This is a genomic window from Ilumatobacter sp., assembly GCF_049588435.1.
Taxonomy (GTDB): domain Bacteria; phylum Actinomycetota; class Acidimicrobiia; order Acidimicrobiales; family Ilumatobacteraceae; genus Ilumatobacter_A.
On the sequence record NZ_JBAVYV010000385.1, the window covers coordinates 1 to 15,489 of the forward strand.

Sequence of the window (15,489 nt, forward strand, 5' to 3'; positions counted from 1 at the left end):
CAGGAACCGTTCGTCGTCGCCGCCGACCTCGACGGCAAGGCCGACCGGGCACGGATCCGGCTCGCCGCTGCGGTCGACGTCGACACCGTGATCGACATGGCCGGCGACGAGATCAAGGAGCAGCGGACGCTGGTGTGGAACACCGACCGCGACGAACTGGTCGAAACCGTCGAACGTCGACTCGGAGCGATTCGGCTCGGGAAGCAGGACCGCCGTCCGGAGCCGGGCGACGCGACGACCGACGCGCTGATGCGCCGCGTTCGCGAGACCCGACTCGCCGTCCTGGGATGGTCGGCCGCGGCGTCGCGCCTCCGCCGACGGGTCGAGTTCCTGCACCGCAACGTCGGCGAGCCGTGGCCGGACTGGTCGATCGACGCTCTGGTGGAGGCGGTCGACCGGTGGCTCGCCCCGTATCTGCCCGGGGCCACGGGTCGACGCGATCTCGACGGTCTCGACGTGGCGATGGTCCTGCGGTCGCAGCTTCCATGGCCGGAGGGCAGCGATCTCGAGCGACTCGTACCAGACCAGCTCACCCTTCCCTCGGGACGATCGGTCCCCGTCGACTACTCCGGCGAAGCGCCGACCGCCGCCGTGCGCGTCCAGGACCTCTTCGGCGTCACCGACCACCCGACGGCCGGTGGCATTCCGATCCGACTCGAACTGCTCTCCCCCGCCGACCGGCCGATCCAGGTCACCGCCGACCTGCCCGGCTTCTGGAGCGGGAGTTGGGCCGAGGTGAAGAAGGAGATGGCCGGCCGGTACCCGAAGCATCGTTGGCCCGACGACCCGGCTTCAGCCACGCCGGGTCGGATGAAGGACCGATGACCGCGTTCACGATCATGGGCCTCCCCGCCCTGGGCGCGCTCGCCTGCGTCAGCGTCGTCTACGTCGGTGCGGTGATGCAGGCCGCAACGGGGGTGGGCGTGGGGATCCTCTCGTCACCCGTGCTGCTGCTCGTCGACCCCGATTTCGTGCCGGCGTGCATCGTCATCGTCGTGCTGCCGATCACGTTCGGCGTGGCGTGGGCCGACCGCTCCCACATCGACAAACCCGGGGTGACGGCGGCACTGATCGGACGCATCCCTGGACTGATCCTCGGGGCGATGGTCGTCGCGTCGATCTCCGACGACGTTCTCGCGATTCTCGTCGGAGTCACGGTCCTCGGCGGGGTCATCGTCTCGCTGACGGCACAGCGCTTCACCCCGACACCGACCGCACTCGTGATCGCCGGGTTCGGGTCGGGCTTCACCGGGACAGCGGTCGGTGTGGGCGGACCGCCGATGGCGCTCACCTATCAGCACAGCGACCCGGTGACGATGCGAGCCACGATCTCGTTGTTCTTCTCCGTCGGATCGCTGCTCACCGCGTTCGCCCTGGTCGTCGCGGGAGAACTCGGGCCGCGACAACTCCAACTGGCGGCGTTGCTGTTGCCGTCGGTCCTGCTCGGCCTCGCCACCGCACGGCGCTACAAGGACCGACTCGTCGGCTCGGCCGTGCGCCCGATCGTGCTCGGACTGTCGGCGTTCAGCGCGATCGCACTCCTCGTGCGAACACTCTGGCCCTGATCACCCGCACGCGTTCGTCGTCGTGCGAACGTCTCGACCATGATCTCGTTCCATGATCTCCGGCACGCGTCACATCACCGCCCTCCTCGTCGGATGCCTGCTCGTCGCAGCCTCGTGTTCCGGCGACGGGGACACGCTCTCCGAGCCGGCGACGACGGGCGAGACCGAAGCCACGACCGGAACCGAGGCACCGCCGACGGACCCCATCGACTCGGAACCACCGGCCACGGAAGCCCCCGACACCGTGCCCGCATCGACGACGACGGAGGTCGCACTCGCAGCCCTGGAATCGGTCGGTCCGGGCGAGTACGACGTCGGTGTCTCGACGATCACGATCACCGACCATGAGCGTGAGCGACCCCTCACCGTCGACGTGTGGTTCCCGCTGGCGAAGGGCACGACCGGCGAACCGCACCAGTACACGTTCGTCACCGGCGACTCCTACGAATCGCCGTCTGCGATCAGCGCGGAGCCCGCCTCGATCGCCCCCGACGGACCGTTCCCGCTGATCGTGTACTCACACGGCTCGGGCGGCCAGCGCTACATCGCCTCGAACTACACCGAGACCATCGCCAGCCACGGCTACGTGGTCGTCGCCCCCGACCACACGGGCAACACCGCCGTCGAGCGGGTTCTCGGAACTCCCGACGACAGTGCGTTGATCGCGATCAACCGATCCCAGGACGTCGAGGTCGTGATCGACGCGATGCTCGACCCGGAGAGCACCGAGACCGCCGGGTTCGTCGCGTCGACCGATCCCGAGCGGATCGCCGTCACCGGTCACTCGTTCGGAGGATTCACCACATATGCGGTGGCGTCCGGGTACTCGAACGAACTCGGCGAGGTCGCCGCCGATTCGCGTGTCGACGCGATCATTCCGATCGCACCCGCGGTCGGTGGCGACGACCCGGACGACCAACTGTTGTCGGACGAGCGCCTCGCCTCGATCACCACGCCCGCCCTCGTGATCGCCGGGACCAACGACCAGACGACACCGATCGACCCGAACGTCCGTCGCGCCTGGGACCTCACCAACAGCGAACCGCACTACCGACTCGAACTCGTCGATGCCCAACACCAGTCGTTCACCGACCTGTGCGACTACCTCGAGGTCTTCCCGACGCTCCGCGACGTCAACCCGCTCGTCCTCGAGACGGTCGAGACGATGGGCGCCGAGGGGTGTTCGCCCGGCGACATGCCGATCGAGCGAGCGCAGGAACTGACCAACACGTTTGCGATCTCGTTCCTGGACTCCGTGTTCGAAGATGGCGAGATGATCGACCCCGACGTCATCGAGATCCCCGACGACGTCAACTACCTCGTCAAGTAGAGCGTGTCAACTGGGGTCCGACCCCGGTTGACACGGCTGTCAGCGGGCGGCTTCGCCGAATGCCTCGACGTCGTCGCGGACTCCTGCGACGACGATCAGATCGCTCGTCGTGAGCACCGTGTCACGGTCGGTGTGAGTGAATTTTCCACCGTCCGGCTTGTGGCACACGATCGTCACGCGATGGTCCCGCCGCAGGTTCGAGTCGCCCAACGGAATCCCCACGATCAGCCTCGGTGCGTTCATCTCGGCGAGCACGAAATCGTCGTCGAGCGAGACGTACTCGAGCATCTGACCGGTCACCAGGTGCGCCACGCGCTTACCCATGTCGTTCTCGGGAAAGACGACGCTGTGGGCGCCGACCCGACTCAGGATCCGGCCGTGTGCCTCCGTCATCGCCTTCGCCCAGACGTTCGGGATCCCGAGGTCGTCGAGCGCCGCGGTGGTCAACACACTGGCCTCGACGTCGTTGCCGATGCAGACGATCACGGTGGTCGCGTCGGCCACTCCGAGTTGCGTCAGTGCCCGCACGCTGGTCGTGTCGACCTCGGCGACGTGCGTGAGGACGCCCGTGTGTTCCTGGACTCTCGCGGGATCGACGTCGAGACCGAGGACCTCGTGGCCCATGCCGACGAGCGTGCGCGACAGCGACGACCCGAATCGACCGAGGCCGATCACGACGATCTCGCCGCGATGTTCGATGACGCGATCCGGCGGACGGTCGGTTTGCGACCCGAACCCGCGCATCACATGTCGTGCGAATCTTTTCTCAGCCAATGATCGGACGCTCCTCGGGGTAACGATAGAGCCGGGTTCGTTCGGCCAGCGTGATCGCCGTGACGAATGTGAGTGGGCCGACACGACCGCAGATCATCGCGAGCGTCAGCACCAGGTGTCCGCCGGTGCTGATCGACCCAGTCACGCCGGTCGACAGACCGACCGTTCCGAACGCCGACGTCGATTCGAACAACGCATCGGACAGTCCGAGGCCATCGCTCGCCATGAAGACCAGCGACGTCATGCCGACGAATCCGATCGACAACAACGCGATCGTCACCGCTTGGCGAATCATCGAGGGCGGCAGCCGGCGTCGGAGCACGTTGACGTCGGATTCACCGCGGATCTGTGCCCAGATCACGGCTGCCAGCACCGCCGCGGTCGTGACCTTGATGCCACCGCTCGTCGATGCTGGACCCGCTCCGATGAACATCAGGATGCTCATGCCGAGCAGGGTCGTCTCGTTGAGCGCTCCGGTGTCGATCGTGTTGAACCCGGCGGTGCGCGGCGTGACGCCCTGGAACCACGCGTTCGACAGTTTCTCGAAGATCCCGAACGGTCCCAGCGTCCCTGGGTTGGTCCACTCGAACGCGAGCACCATCAGTGGTCCGCCCACGAGCAGAATCACCGTCGCGCCGGCCGTGATCCGGGCGTGCAGACTCCACGGTTTCGCCCGGTCCGCGCCGAGGGTCTCGAGGCCACGCCGCTCGTCGCGTTCGTGCCTCCACCTGCGCACGACCTCGACGTAGAGCGGAAACCCGAGCCCGCCGACGATGAACCCCGCAGTGATCGGATAGATCACCCACGGATCGCCGGCGAACCCCTCGAGGTTGTCGGGATACAGCGACATGCCCGCGTTGTTGAACGCGGAGACCGAGTGGAACACCGCCGAATAGGCCGCTCCCACCGGTCCGTCCTCGTATCCGCCCTGCCAGAACCGCCCGAAGAGAATCATCGCGAGTCCACCTTCGACGACCACGGTGATTTTGGCGATCGCACGCAGCAGTCGCCCCAGCTCACCGATGTCGACCGCGCCGATCTCGGCCTGCGCCAACATTCGTTGCCGGAGCCCGATGCGCCGCATGGCGATCAGGGCGAACACCGACCCGATGGTCATGATGCCGAAGCCACCGATCTGGATCAACGCCAGGATCACCAACTCACCGAACAACGAGAACGTGGTGGTCGGGACCGTGGACAGCCCCGTGACCGTGGTGGCCGACGTCGAGACGAACAGCGCGTCCTCCCACCCGGCACCACCAGGCCCATCGGTCGCCGCCGGAAGCAGCAACAGGACGGTGCCGATCCCGATCAACACCGCGAACGCTGCGACCACCAATTGCGCCGGATTGTGGACGATGCTGAGAAGGCCGGGCCGGCGCATTGGACCGAGCCTACGGATCGCGCGGTGTCGCGACCGGCTCTCCGGTCACCCCGTTGTCGACGGTCGGTCGGCGGACGACGCGGCGATCAGGCGACGATGCTGGTGATCGCGGCGAAGTGCAACCCGGCGGCGACGATCACGAACACGTGCCAGACCTCGTGGTAGCCGAACGTACGGGGCCACGGGTCCGGCCGACGCAGGAAGAGCACGGGGATCCCGAGGCTGTAGACGAGTCCCCCTCCGATGACGAACACCAGTTGTGCAGCCGAGAGCTCGTCGAAGAGGACCGGAAGCGTGAGCACCGCGATCCAGCCCATGATCGGGTACAACGCGGACGCGAGCCATTGCATGCGGTCGAAGATCAGCGTCTTCATCAGGATTCCGACGACCGCGAGGGTCGCGATCGACGCGAGGATCGGGATCCCCCACTTCATCGGCATCACGACCATCGTGATCGGGACGTACGTCCCCGCGATGAGCAGGAAGATCGTCGAATGGTCGGCACGCTGCATTCGGCGACGAGCGGTCTCGGACTGGGCCAGGCGGTGATAGGCCGCCGAGGTGCCGAACATCATCGCCAACGAGGCGGCGTAGATCGCTGCCGACGTTCGTGCTGCGGCGGTGTCGGCCAGCACGATCAGGACGAGCCCGGCCGGAATGGTCAACGCGAACGCGCCGGTGTGGAGCCAGCCACGCCACGAGGGGCGCTCGATCGATTCCGCGCTCGACACCACCCGATCACCGTACCCCGGCCGCTTCACACCCTGGTCGCAGTTCCGGGTGATCCGCGGCACCTGCATGACTTCCAGTTCGTCCTCGGCAAGCCCGTGCGTAAGCTCGACACATGGCCGACAACGCTGACGCGATTCCCTTCACCGAGATGTTTCCACTCGGTCCGGACACCACCGAGTACCGCCTCGTCTCGACCGACGGCGTGTCGACGTTCGAGACGCCGGAGGGGACGTTCCTGAAGGTGGAACCCGAGGCGATCAGGGCGCTCACGGCCGAGGCGATGCACGACATCGCTCACTACCTGCGGTCGAGCCACCTCCGACAGCTCCGCAACATCCTCGACGACCCCGAGGCGTCGGACAACGACCGCTTCGTCGCGCTCGACCTCTTGAAGAACGCCTCGATCGCGGCCGGCGGCGTGCTCCCGATGTGTCAGGACACCGGCACCGCCATCGTCAAGGCCAAGCGAGGCCAGTTCGTGTTCACCGGTGGTGGCGACGAGGAGCAGATCGCACGCGGAATCGCCGACACCTATCTCACGTCGAATCTGCGCTACAGCCAGATGGCTCCGCTCGACATGTACACCGAGCAGAACACCGGCACGAACCTGCCCGCCGAGATCAAGATCAACGCGATCGACGGCGACGCGTACAAGTTCCTGTTCATGGCCAAAGGCGGCGGATCCGCGAACAAGAGCTTCCTGTTCCAGGAGACGAAAGCCCTGCTCAACGAAGCCACAATGCTGCCGTGGATCTTCGACAAGATCCAGTCGATCGGGACGTCCGCCTGCCCGCCGTACCACCTCGGCATCGTCATCGGTGGCACATCGGCCGAGATCGCGGTCGAGACCGCCAAGCTCGCAACGGCGCGCTACCTCGACACACTTCCGACGACGGGCTCGGAGGCCGGCCACGCGTTCCGTGACCTCGAACTCGAAGCGCAGGTGCTCGAACTCGCTCAGAGCACCGGTGTCGGCGCCCAGTTCGGCGGCAAGTACTTCTGCCACGACGTGCGCATCATCCGACTGCCCCGTCACGGCGCGTCCTGCCCGGTCGGGATGGCGGTGTCGTGCTCGGCCGACCGTCAGGCGATGGGCAAGATCACCGCCGACGGCCTCTTCCTCGAGCAACTCGAGACCGACCCGGCGCGCTTCCTCCCGACGGTCGATTCAGCCGACCTGCTCGATTCCGAACCCGTGCACATCGACCTCAATCGTCCGATGGACGAGATCCGCGCGACGCTCGCCGAGCTTCCGGTGACCACCCAGGTGATGTTGAGCGGGCCGATGATCGTCGCCCGCGACATCGCCCACGCGAAGATCAAGGAGCGACTCGACGCCGGCGAGGAGATGCCCCGGTACTGGAAGGACCACGCCGTCTACTACGCCGGTCCGGCCAAGACGCCCGAGGGATATGCATCCGGTTCGTTCGGCCCGACGACGGCGGGACGGATGGATTCGTACGTTCCCGAGTTCCAGGCCGCAGGCGGGTCGATGGTGATGCTCGCCAAGGGAAACCGTTCGCAGCAGGTGACCGATTCGTGTGCCTCGAACGGCGGCTTCTACCTCGGCTCGATCGGTGGTCCCGCCGCACGACTCGCGCTCGACAACATCAAGCAGGTCGATGTACTCGAGTACGCCGAACTCGGGATGGAAGCGATCTGGAAGATCGAGGTCGAGAACTTCCCGGCGTTCGTCGTCGTCGACGACAAGGGCAACGACTTCTATGCGAAGGTCCGCGCCGAAGCGACGATGCCGGTCACGCTGAAGCCCCATTCCTGACGCGTCGGGTTCCTGGCCCCGCGAGCGATCAGCAGTTCGCGGATGCCTCGGTGAACGCTGCCTCGGCGTCGTCCGACGTGACGTCGAGGATCACGTGGCTGATCACCCGGTCCGACTCCCGGTTGATCTCCCGGGCGAGGCAGCGCGCGTCCGAGGCGTCGACCTCGTCGCCGAACCGTTGCTCCAGGATTCGTTCGGACTCGACGTCGCCCTGCCCGAAGAGCTCGTCGCCGAGTGTCTCGTCGTCGTCGACCCCGAACAGGAACGAGCACCTGGTGCCCGCTGCGGGGAGCGGCCGACCGAGGAACTGGCCGTCGACGACGTCGTCGATGCACGGTGTCCACCCCGGGAAGGCCGTGTGCCCCACGCCTTCCCAGATGATGGAGGTGGCATCACCCAACGCCTCGGCGAACGCCGGTGCGTGGTACCCGGGCGTCAACGGGTCGTACTCGGTACCGATCACGAGCAACGGTTGTTCGACGTCGACCGGCTGCACCGGTTGGAGCGTCTCCGCGTTCTCGGGCATCGCGTCACAGAAGGTCAACGGGTCGAGCAGCGATGCGAAATCTGCGCAGTAGATCATGAAGTTGGCCTCGGTGAAATCACTCTCACCCGACCCGGGCTCACTCGTCTCGTCAACCGGTCCCGCCGACAACGACGCGAGCGCTGACGCGTCACCGCGGTCGGCATCGGACAACGCCGTCGCCAGGAGCTCCCAATCCCCGGCGTAGGTCAGCGCCAGGTCGACCACCTCCTGGAATGCTCCGACGGACATGGTCTCGGGGTTCCGGTCGAAGTTCGGTGTGGGGAGGAACTGCACGCTGGACTCCACGACATCGAGGACGATTGACGAGTTCCGGCCGAGGAGACAGCGATCGCTGGCATCGCACAGTTCGGTGAAGCGCTCGCGTGAGGCATCGAGTCCGTCGTCGGCGAGGGTCGGGAAACCGCCTTCGCGTGGACCGTCGGGGCTGCCGACCAACGGATCGGTCGCCCCGTCGAGCACGAAGGCTCCGACGCGGTCGGGGTGCTCCGCCGCGTACGTCGCCCCGAGCAGCGTCCCGTAGCTGTAGCCGAGGTAGTTGAGTTCGTCCTCCCCCAGCGCGACTCGGATCGCCTCCATGTCGGCGGCCGAATAGGGCGCTGCCAGGTATGCGCTCACCGGCCCGGTCAGGTCGACGCACCGAGCGATGAAGTCCGGGTCGCCGGGAGCGACCGCATCATCACAGTCGATCTTGGGTGTCGATTGTCCGATACCCCGCGGGTCCCACGAGACGAGGTCGAAACCGCGGAGGAGTTCGGTCGAGAGTTCGGAGCGCAGACCCCACGCGGTCGTGAGCCCGTCGCCACCGGGTCCCCCCGGGTTGACGAGGATCGATCCGCGACGATCACCCGTGGCGGGGTGCCGGGTGAGCGCGAGGTCGACACTCTCGGCGCCGATGTCCGTCTCGGTGGCGTCGACGCCGAACGGGTCCATCGGAACACCAAGCGTCGCGCATTCCCAGCCCGACGTGCCGAGGACGTCGGGGCTCGGGATCTCGAAGGGTGTGCAGTCTCCCCACTCGAGCGTCGATTCCGGTGCCTCCACGACGGGTGGATCGGGATCCTCCTGGTCGGCTGTCGGCGGTCGTTCCGCTCCGACGTCGGGAAGTCCCGGGCCGGTGTCAGCGGTCAACTCCCCGACGCTGCGGTCGGCGCGCTCGACGGCGACCGGCGGCGTGGATGAACACGCGGCGACCACCACGGCGAGACCGACACCCCACGCGCATCGTCGTCGACCGCGCATCAGGCCTTCCAATGCCGGACCGTCGACGTCGGACCGGCGCGACATCAATCGGGCGCGCTCGGAGTCGTTCGTCCGAGTTCGGCCGCCAGCTGACCCAGGCGGCGTTCACCGTCGGGCGTCTGACCACCGATCTCGAGGAATCGCTGCATCGCCGCGCGCGTCTCCGGATCGGCGAGCGTCGCGTTGAACGCTGCCCCCTCCTGGAGCAGGTCATCGACGATTCCGGTCTCGGCCCGCACGACAGCGGCCTTGGCGGCGGCGACCGCATGTGGTGGGAACGAAGCGATCCGGGCGACCAGGCGGTCGACGAAGCCGGTGATCGCATCTGCGGGAAGCACCCGGTTGACCCAGCCCCATGCCTCGGCCGTCTGTGCATCGATGTCGTCACAGCCGAGGATCACCTCGAGTGCGCGCCCACGCCCGATGAGACGCGGCAGTCGGACGGTTCCACTCCCACCGGGAAGGATCCCGAGCGCGACCTCGGGCTGGCTGAACACCGCATCGGGCGTGGCGAAGCGCATGTCGCAGCTCGCTGCGACCTCGCTTCCACCTCCGCCGACGCGGCCCTCGATCTGGGCGATGGTCGGCTTGTCCATCGTGCGCAGTCGTTCACACATCAGGTGGAAGCCGTTGAGTTCGGTCGGGGTCGGCTGTTCGGTCGGAAATCCGAGGATCGCCTCGACGTCGAAGTGGGCGATGAACCACTCGGGGTTCGCCGAGCGGAGCACGACGGCGCGGACCGTGTCGTCGTTGGCGAGTCGGTCGACGGTCCCCGCGAGTTCGATGAAGACCTCGACGGTCATCAGGTTGATCGGAGGATGTCCGATCGTGACGACCGCGACGCCTGAATCCTCGACGGAGACCGCGACTGCGCTCACAACAGCTGCTTGATCGCGGCGCGGGTGGCCTCGGCCTCGTCGGGATTGCCGGGAAACTCGACGGTCGCGAAGTCGGTGACACCGATCTCGGCGAGACGCCCGACGCGCTCGACGACTTCGTCGACTGTCCCGGTGATCGCGATGTCCTCCGGGCCGGCGGCTCCTTCACGGTCGAGCATCGCTCGGTAGCTGGGGAGACTGCCGTAGATCTCGAACACCTTGGCCGCGCGGCCCTTCGCCGATTCGAAGTCGTCGGTGACACACACCGGCAGTGCGGCGATGACGCGCGGCGTCGGGCGACCGGCCGCCTCCGCGGCCGCACTGATCGTGGGAATCGTGTGCTCGGCCAGCGTGATCGGTCCGGTGCACCACGTCAGCGTGCCGTCGGCGAGTTCGGCCGCGACACGCAGCATCTGCGGTCCGAGTGCCGCGATCACCGTCGAGAACGGCTTCGCCCCGACGGCGTTGACGGACGCGTGGGTCGAGTAGGCGTCGCCCGAGTAGCTGACCGGTTCGTTGCGGCTGAGCGGGCCGAGGATGTTCATGTAGTCACGGATGTGACGGATCGGCTTGTCGAAGCTCATCCCCATCATGTTCTCGATGACCACCTGGTGGCTCAGCCCGATCCCCAACGTGAGGCGGCCGTCGGCGACGGCGTTGACCGTCAAGCACTGCTGAGCGAGCGCCATCGGATGGCGGGGATAGGTCGGCACGACCGACGTGCCGAGCTCGATCCGGGGAACCTCCCGGGCGACGACGGCCAACGCGGTCAACGCATCGTGGCCGAAGATCTGCGGTGCCCAGTACGAGGCGAAACCGTCCGCCTCGGCCTGTGCCGCCTCGGCGACGACATCGTCCACCGTGCCGTCGTTGATCTTCCCACCGAAATATCCGATACGCATGACCCGACCGTACCCGCTGCGCTCGCACAGCCTCACGTTCGGGACGAGGTCCCGCCGACTCAGGCCATCGAGACGAGTTCGAGCCAATCCTCGTTGAAGTAGTCGACGTCGCCGTCGGGCATCAGTAACACCTTGGTGGGCGCGAGTTCCTTCACGAAGTCGGTGTCGTGGCTGACGAAGATGATCGCACCGGGCCAGTCGACGAGCGCGTTCGCGACCGCTTCACGCGACGGCGGGTCGAGGTTGTTGGTCGGCTCGTCGAGCAGCAACAGGTTGTTCTTGCCGGTCATCAGCATCGCGAGCGCGAGCTTCGTCTTCTCCCCGCCGGAGAGGGTGCCCGAATCCTGGAAGACCTTGTCGCCGGACAGTCCGAACATGCCGAGCAACCCACGGAGCTGGGTCTCGCCCATCTCGACCCCGGCCGGGATCGAGTCGCGGAGGTTCGTGAGCAGGCTCTCGTCGACTCGCAGGTTGTCGTGTTCCTGGGCGTAGTAGCCCGAGTGCACCTGGTACCCGAAGTCGAAGTCACCCAGATCGGCCTCGGTCTCGCCGGCGAGGATGCGCAGCAGGCTGGTCTTGCCGGCTCCGTTGAGGCCGAGCACGAGCAGTCGTTCTCCGCGGCCGAGGTCGAAGCCGATGTCCTCGAACACGGTCACGCCTGCGTAGCCCTTGCACATCCCGTCGGCGGTGATCACGGTCTCACCGCACGGTGGTGGGGAGGGGAAACGCACGTTGAACGTCTTGGTCGACTTCGGAGCGTGCACCCGCGTCGCGTCGAGGCGGGCGATCTTCTTCTCCATCGAGTGCGCCATCGATGCCTTGGTGGCCTTCGCGCCGAAGCGATCGACGACGCCCTGCATGCGCGCGATCTCCTTCGACTGTTGCGCGGCCTTCTTGATCTGGCGGGCCTCGTCTTCCGCGCGTGAGCGCTGATACTGGGAGTACGTGCCGCGGTACTCGATCAGGTCGCCGACCTCGTCCTCGGATGTCCGGTCGAGGTGGAGGACGCGGGTGATCGCCTCGTCGAGCAGGTCGAGGTCGTGGCTGATGACGAGCAATGCGCCCTTGTACTGGCGCATGTACTGCAGCAGCCAGGTCTTGGCGTCGATGTCGAGGTGGTTCGTCGGCTCGTCGAGGCACAGCACGTCGGTCCCCGCGAACAGGATCCGAGCGAGCTCGACGCGGCGACGCTCCCCACCGGAGAGCACGCTGATCGGGAGTTCGAGGCGATCGTCGGGCAGCCCCAATCCGACCGCCATCGCGCGAGCCTCGCTGTCGGCGGCGTAGCCGCCGCTCGTCCGGAACATCTCCTCGGCCTTGAGGTAGCGGTTCACGTTGCGCTCGTCGGGGTTCTCCTCCATCGCGATCCGGAGTTTCTCCATCCGCACGATCTCGTCGTCGATCCCCTTGCCCGACAGGATGTGGGTGATGCTGGTGCGACCCTCGAGGTCGCCTGCGATCTTGGGGTCCTGGGGGAGGTAGCCGAAGCCGCCCTTGCGGAGAACGTTCCCGGACGCGGGCTCGTCGGTGCCGCCGAGCACCTTGAACAAGCTGGTCTTCCCGGCGCCGTTGCGACCGACGATGCCGACCTTGTCACGGGCCATGACGGTGAAGCTGGCGCGGTCGACCAGCAACCGCCCACCTACTTCGACCGAAACGGCCTGTGCCTGCAACATGGCGCTCAGGCTACGAAGTCACACCGGCGATGCAGCGTGACTGGGGCGACTCAGCCTCCGGATGCCGCCGCCGAAGTCGCAGGCGGATTCGTGACGGGCGGACTCGTCACAGGCGGCGACGTCACAGGTGGCGACGGCTGGGGCGGCGATGTTCCCGGAGGGGAGGTCTGCGGGGGCGATGTCTCGGGAGGAGATGTCGGTTCCACCGTGGCGGCCCCACCGGACGAGGAACCCCCGCTGGACGAACTACTGGAGGACGATCCGCTGGACGACGATCCGCTGCTGGACGAGCTGTTGGAGTTCGAGCTGCCGGTCGAGAAGTCACTGGATGAACCGCCGGAGCTCGGTCCCCCACCGCTCCCGATGGCCGAGTCGTCGGAGAACGACGTCGGGAGGCACTCGCCCTCGCTCTGCGCGACCTGCCCGAGAGCGACCGCGAGCAGGTCCACGAGCACCGCTTCGCCCTGGTTTCCGGGGTGCAGTCCGTCGCCGCTCAGCACGCCGGGGAACGACGAGACCTTCTCCCAGTCGACCACGGTGACGTTGTCGTAGAGCGTGGCGAGCTCGTCGATGACCTCGTTGACCTCCGCCCACGCGGGCCGGTACTCGGTCACGTTCATCAACACCATCGGTCGCGGTGAGATGCGGAACAGGATCTCGCTCAACTCCTCGAAGTACGCCTCCTGGTCCTCGCGGTAGTTGCTGCCCAGGTGGACGATCGCTGCATCAAAGTCCTCGTCGGACGGCAGGTCGTCGGACAGCCGGTCGGTCAGGACCTCGTTTCCGAACTCGACGAATCGTCCCGGCTCGGCGTCGACCTCGACGTCCCACCCGAGCGGGGTCAGTGCCGCGCACAACTCGCCGCCGTACCTCGTGGAGGTCGACGCGAGGATCGAGTCACCGATGACCAGCAGACGATTGCCCTGCACCTGTTCGGCGATGCTGTCGAGAACGGCTCCGTCCTCATCGACCGGGCGGCTGATCTCGACCGACACCGGGACTTCGTCGGGCGTGTTGACTCCCGCAGCGACGTCGGGGGTCGGGACGGTGTCGGGCAGGTTGCCGACGCCGGGCACCGTCGGAACCGGAGTACTCGCCGTCGTGTCGTCGGGTGACGACGACTCCCCCGACCCACATGCGCCGAGCACGAGCACGAGTGCAAGCGCGGGCGCGAAGCGAGAACGGCGGATCATGCCCACATTGAACCGGGTCAGAGTGCTGAAGTCACGTCAGCAACCCCGATCCGTGATCGTTTGCGGGTGCAGCCGCTCAGTCGTTGCGAGCGCGCAGCTCGTTGCGGATCTCGATCAACAGATCGGTCTCCGACGGACCTGCCTCGTCTTCCGGCTCCTTCATCGAGTTGTACGCCTTGACGATCAGGAAACACACGAATGCGACGATCACGAAGTTGACGATTGCGGTGATCACCGTCCCGACGAACAGCGTCGCGTCCCCGACATCGATCGTGATCGAGTCGAAGCTCGGCTGGCCGAAGATCGCCGCGATGATGTTCATGATCACGCCGTCGACGATGGCGGTCACGATCGGAGCGAAGAACGCGGCCAAGATGAAGGCGACCGCGAGTTCGACGAGATTGCCGCGGTTGATGAAGTCCTTGAATTCCTGAAGCATGTGGTGCTCTCCTGCTGATGGCGGGTTGTCTCCGATTGGCCCCAGCTTCGCATTCACGAGCGGCCGGATGTGAGATGCACCAGGATCGAGCGGAGCCCCGGGTCGGCGATCGCGATGGCCGCCTCCCAGTCGAACCAGTCGATCTCCTGGCTCTCGCCCTCCGGCGGGGCGGGGTCGGCATCGCCCCCGTCGAGGAGATATCGCGTGTCGAGATGCGTGTGTCCGCGCCCTCCGGCGTGAACGTCGACGTGGATCAGGACCGGCACGCCCTCCTCGTCGAGCGGCCCGGCGAACGCGACGTCGAGACCGGTTTCCTCGCGGGCCTCGCGCAGCGCTGCATCCCACGGCATCTCGCCCGGGTCGACGTGTCCGCCCGGCTGTAACCAGATCCCCAACCGGCGGTGCTTGTGCAACAGCACCCCGCGCGGCCCCACCACGATCGCCGAGCCGGTGACGTGGATCGGGCCGGCATCCTGCGACAGCGGGTCGGCCGACGCATCGATTTCGGCCAGGAACCGGTCGATCGACTCCGCCTCGCGCTCGTCGACCGGCTGTCGCCCTGCCACGTCGGCCCGCAATCGTTCGATGCTCATGACATCGTGTGTAGCAGCCCCGTTCGATCGACACGAGGACGGCCGACCACGCGCAATCGGCGAGACCTCCAGGTGCTCCCTCATTCCTCCTTACTCGGACTCCGCCCACGTCTGTCCGAGTAATGCGGAACGAGGGCACCTCCGGAACTCCCGACCGCCCAGAACTCCCATCAGTCGTAGGTCGCCAGGAGGAACCAACGTTGGTGTTCGGCGACGACGAGGTGAGCCCGCTCCTCTTCGTCTGCCTCGTCTCCCTCGCCTCCCTCGCCATCGTGGTCGGCGACGAGCATCTGGAACCGGGCGAGACGTCGATGACGGGTGGGTTCCCACCAGTGCTGATCGACCGGCCACGGCCCGGCCCACGACCGCACCGCACGCAACGGACCGCGCCGCCACCCCTCGGCGTCGCTCCCGAGCAGCAGCCGGATGCCGGCGGGGTCGGCTGACACCGTGCCGC

The 15,489-nt window shown here is 66.8% G+C and carries 14 protein-coding genes and 1 pseudogene; 4 read left to right on the plus strand and 11 right to left on the minus strand.

Annotated features, from left to right (window positions below; genetic code table 11):
- From WBV89_RS14880 to WBV89_RS14890, 3 genes are all read left to right on the plus strand, one after another.
- On the plus strand, positions 1 to 825 hold an 825-nt coding region (locus WBV89_RS14880; protein WP_423982135.1), incomplete at its 5' end, for an ATP-dependent helicase C-terminal domain-containing protein.
- A complete protein-coding gene (locus WBV89_RS14885; RefSeq protein ID WP_423982136.1) occupies positions 822 to 1,565 on the plus strand; it encodes a TSUP family transporter in 744 nt (247 codons plus the stop codon). The genes WBV89_RS14880 and WBV89_RS14885, both read left to right, overlap by 4 nt.
- Before the next feature lie 52 nt (positions 1,566 to 1,617).
- Positions 1,618 to 2,895: an alpha/beta hydrolase family protein gene (locus tag WBV89_RS14890; RefSeq protein ID WP_423982137.1), complete on the plus strand. Its 1,278-nt coding sequence runs from the start codon at positions 1,618 to 1,620 to the stop codon at positions 2,893 to 2,895.
- 39 nt (positions 2,896 to 2,934) lie between these two features.
- Here WBV89_RS14890 and WBV89_RS14895 read toward each other — a convergent pair whose 3' ends face one another.
- The 3 genes from WBV89_RS14895 to trhA form a co-directional block, all read right to left on the minus strand.
- Entirely contained in the window at positions 2,935 to 3,669 is a 735-nt protein-coding gene (locus WBV89_RS14895) for a potassium channel family protein (protein WP_423982138.1), read from the minus strand.
- Positions 3,662 to 5,053 (minus strand): TrkH family potassium uptake protein, encoded by a 1,392-nt coding sequence (locus WBV89_RS14900; protein ID WP_423982139.1) that lies wholly within the window; start codon positions 5,051 to 5,053, stop codon positions 3,662 to 3,664. The genes WBV89_RS14895 and WBV89_RS14900 overlap by 8 nt, the downstream gene beginning before the upstream one ends.
- Before the next feature lie 86 nt (positions 5,054 to 5,139).
- Positions 5,140 to 5,787 carry a PAQR family membrane homeostasis protein TrhA gene (gene trhA / locus WBV89_RS14905; RefSeq protein WP_423982141.1) on the minus strand — a complete coding sequence of 216 codons (648 nt, stop codon included), beginning with the start codon at positions 5,785 to 5,787 and terminating at the stop codon, positions 5,140 to 5,142.
- A gap of 110 nt (positions 5,788 to 5,897) precedes the next feature.
- On the opposite strand from trhA, the gene WBV89_RS14910 reads away from it, so the two are divergent.
- Positions 5,898 to 7,565 carry a fumarate hydratase gene (locus tag WBV89_RS14910; RefSeq protein ID WP_423982142.1) on the plus strand — a complete coding sequence of 556 codons (1,668 nt, stop codon included), beginning with the start codon at positions 5,898 to 5,900 and terminating at the stop codon, positions 7,563 to 7,565.
- A 28-nt stretch (positions 7,566 to 7,593) separates the two neighbouring features.
- On the opposite strand, the gene WBV89_RS14915 is transcribed toward WBV89_RS14910, so the two are convergent.
- The 8 genes and pseudogenes from WBV89_RS14915 to WBV89_RS14950 all read right to left on the minus strand — a co-directional run.
- Positions 7,594 to 9,396, minus strand: coding sequence for an alpha/beta fold hydrolase (locus WBV89_RS14915; protein ID WP_423982143.1), 1,803 nt, complete (start codon positions 9,394 to 9,396; stop codon positions 7,594 to 7,596).
- Positions 9,396 to 10,229 carry an enoyl-CoA hydratase/isomerase family protein gene (locus WBV89_RS14920; protein ID WP_423982144.1) on the minus strand — a complete coding sequence of 278 codons (834 nt, stop codon included), beginning with the start codon at positions 10,227 to 10,229 and terminating at the stop codon, positions 9,396 to 9,398. The genes WBV89_RS14915 and WBV89_RS14920 overlap by 1 nt, the downstream gene beginning before the upstream one ends.
- Positions 10,226 to 11,131 (minus strand): TIGR03564 family F420-dependent LLM class oxidoreductase, encoded by a 906-nt coding sequence (locus WBV89_RS14925; RefSeq protein ID WP_423982145.1) that lies wholly within the window; start codon positions 11,129 to 11,131, stop codon positions 10,226 to 10,228. Before WBV89_RS14925 ends, WBV89_RS14920 begins: the two co-directional genes overlap by 4 nt.
- Positions 11,132 to 11,190: 59 nt before the next feature.
- Positions 11,191 to 12,807, minus strand: coding sequence for an ABC-F family ATP-binding cassette domain-containing protein (locus WBV89_RS14930; protein WP_423982146.1), 1,617 nt, complete (start codon positions 12,805 to 12,807; stop codon positions 11,191 to 11,193).
- Positions 12,808 to 12,857: 50 nt separating this feature from the next.
- Positions 12,858 to 14,000 carry a hypothetical protein gene (locus tag WBV89_RS14935; RefSeq protein ID WP_423982147.1) on the minus strand — a complete coding sequence of 381 codons (1,143 nt, stop codon included), beginning with the start codon at positions 13,998 to 14,000 and terminating at the stop codon, positions 12,858 to 12,860.
- A 76-nt stretch (positions 14,001 to 14,076) separates the two neighbouring features.
- Entirely contained in the window at positions 14,077 to 14,439 is a 363-nt protein-coding gene (gene mscL, locus WBV89_RS14940) for a large conductance mechanosensitive channel protein MscL (protein WP_423982148.1), read from the minus strand.
- A 53-nt stretch (positions 14,440 to 14,492) separates the two neighbouring features.
- Positions 14,493 to 15,032 carry an NUDIX hydrolase gene (locus tag WBV89_RS14945; protein ID WP_423982149.1) on the minus strand — a complete coding sequence of 180 codons (540 nt, stop codon included), beginning with the start codon at positions 15,030 to 15,032 and terminating at the stop codon, positions 14,493 to 14,495.
- 170 nt (positions 15,033 to 15,202) lie between these two features.
- A pseudogene (locus tag WBV89_RS14950) lies at positions 15,203 to 15,489 on the minus strand (hypothetical protein); the annotation flags it as partial.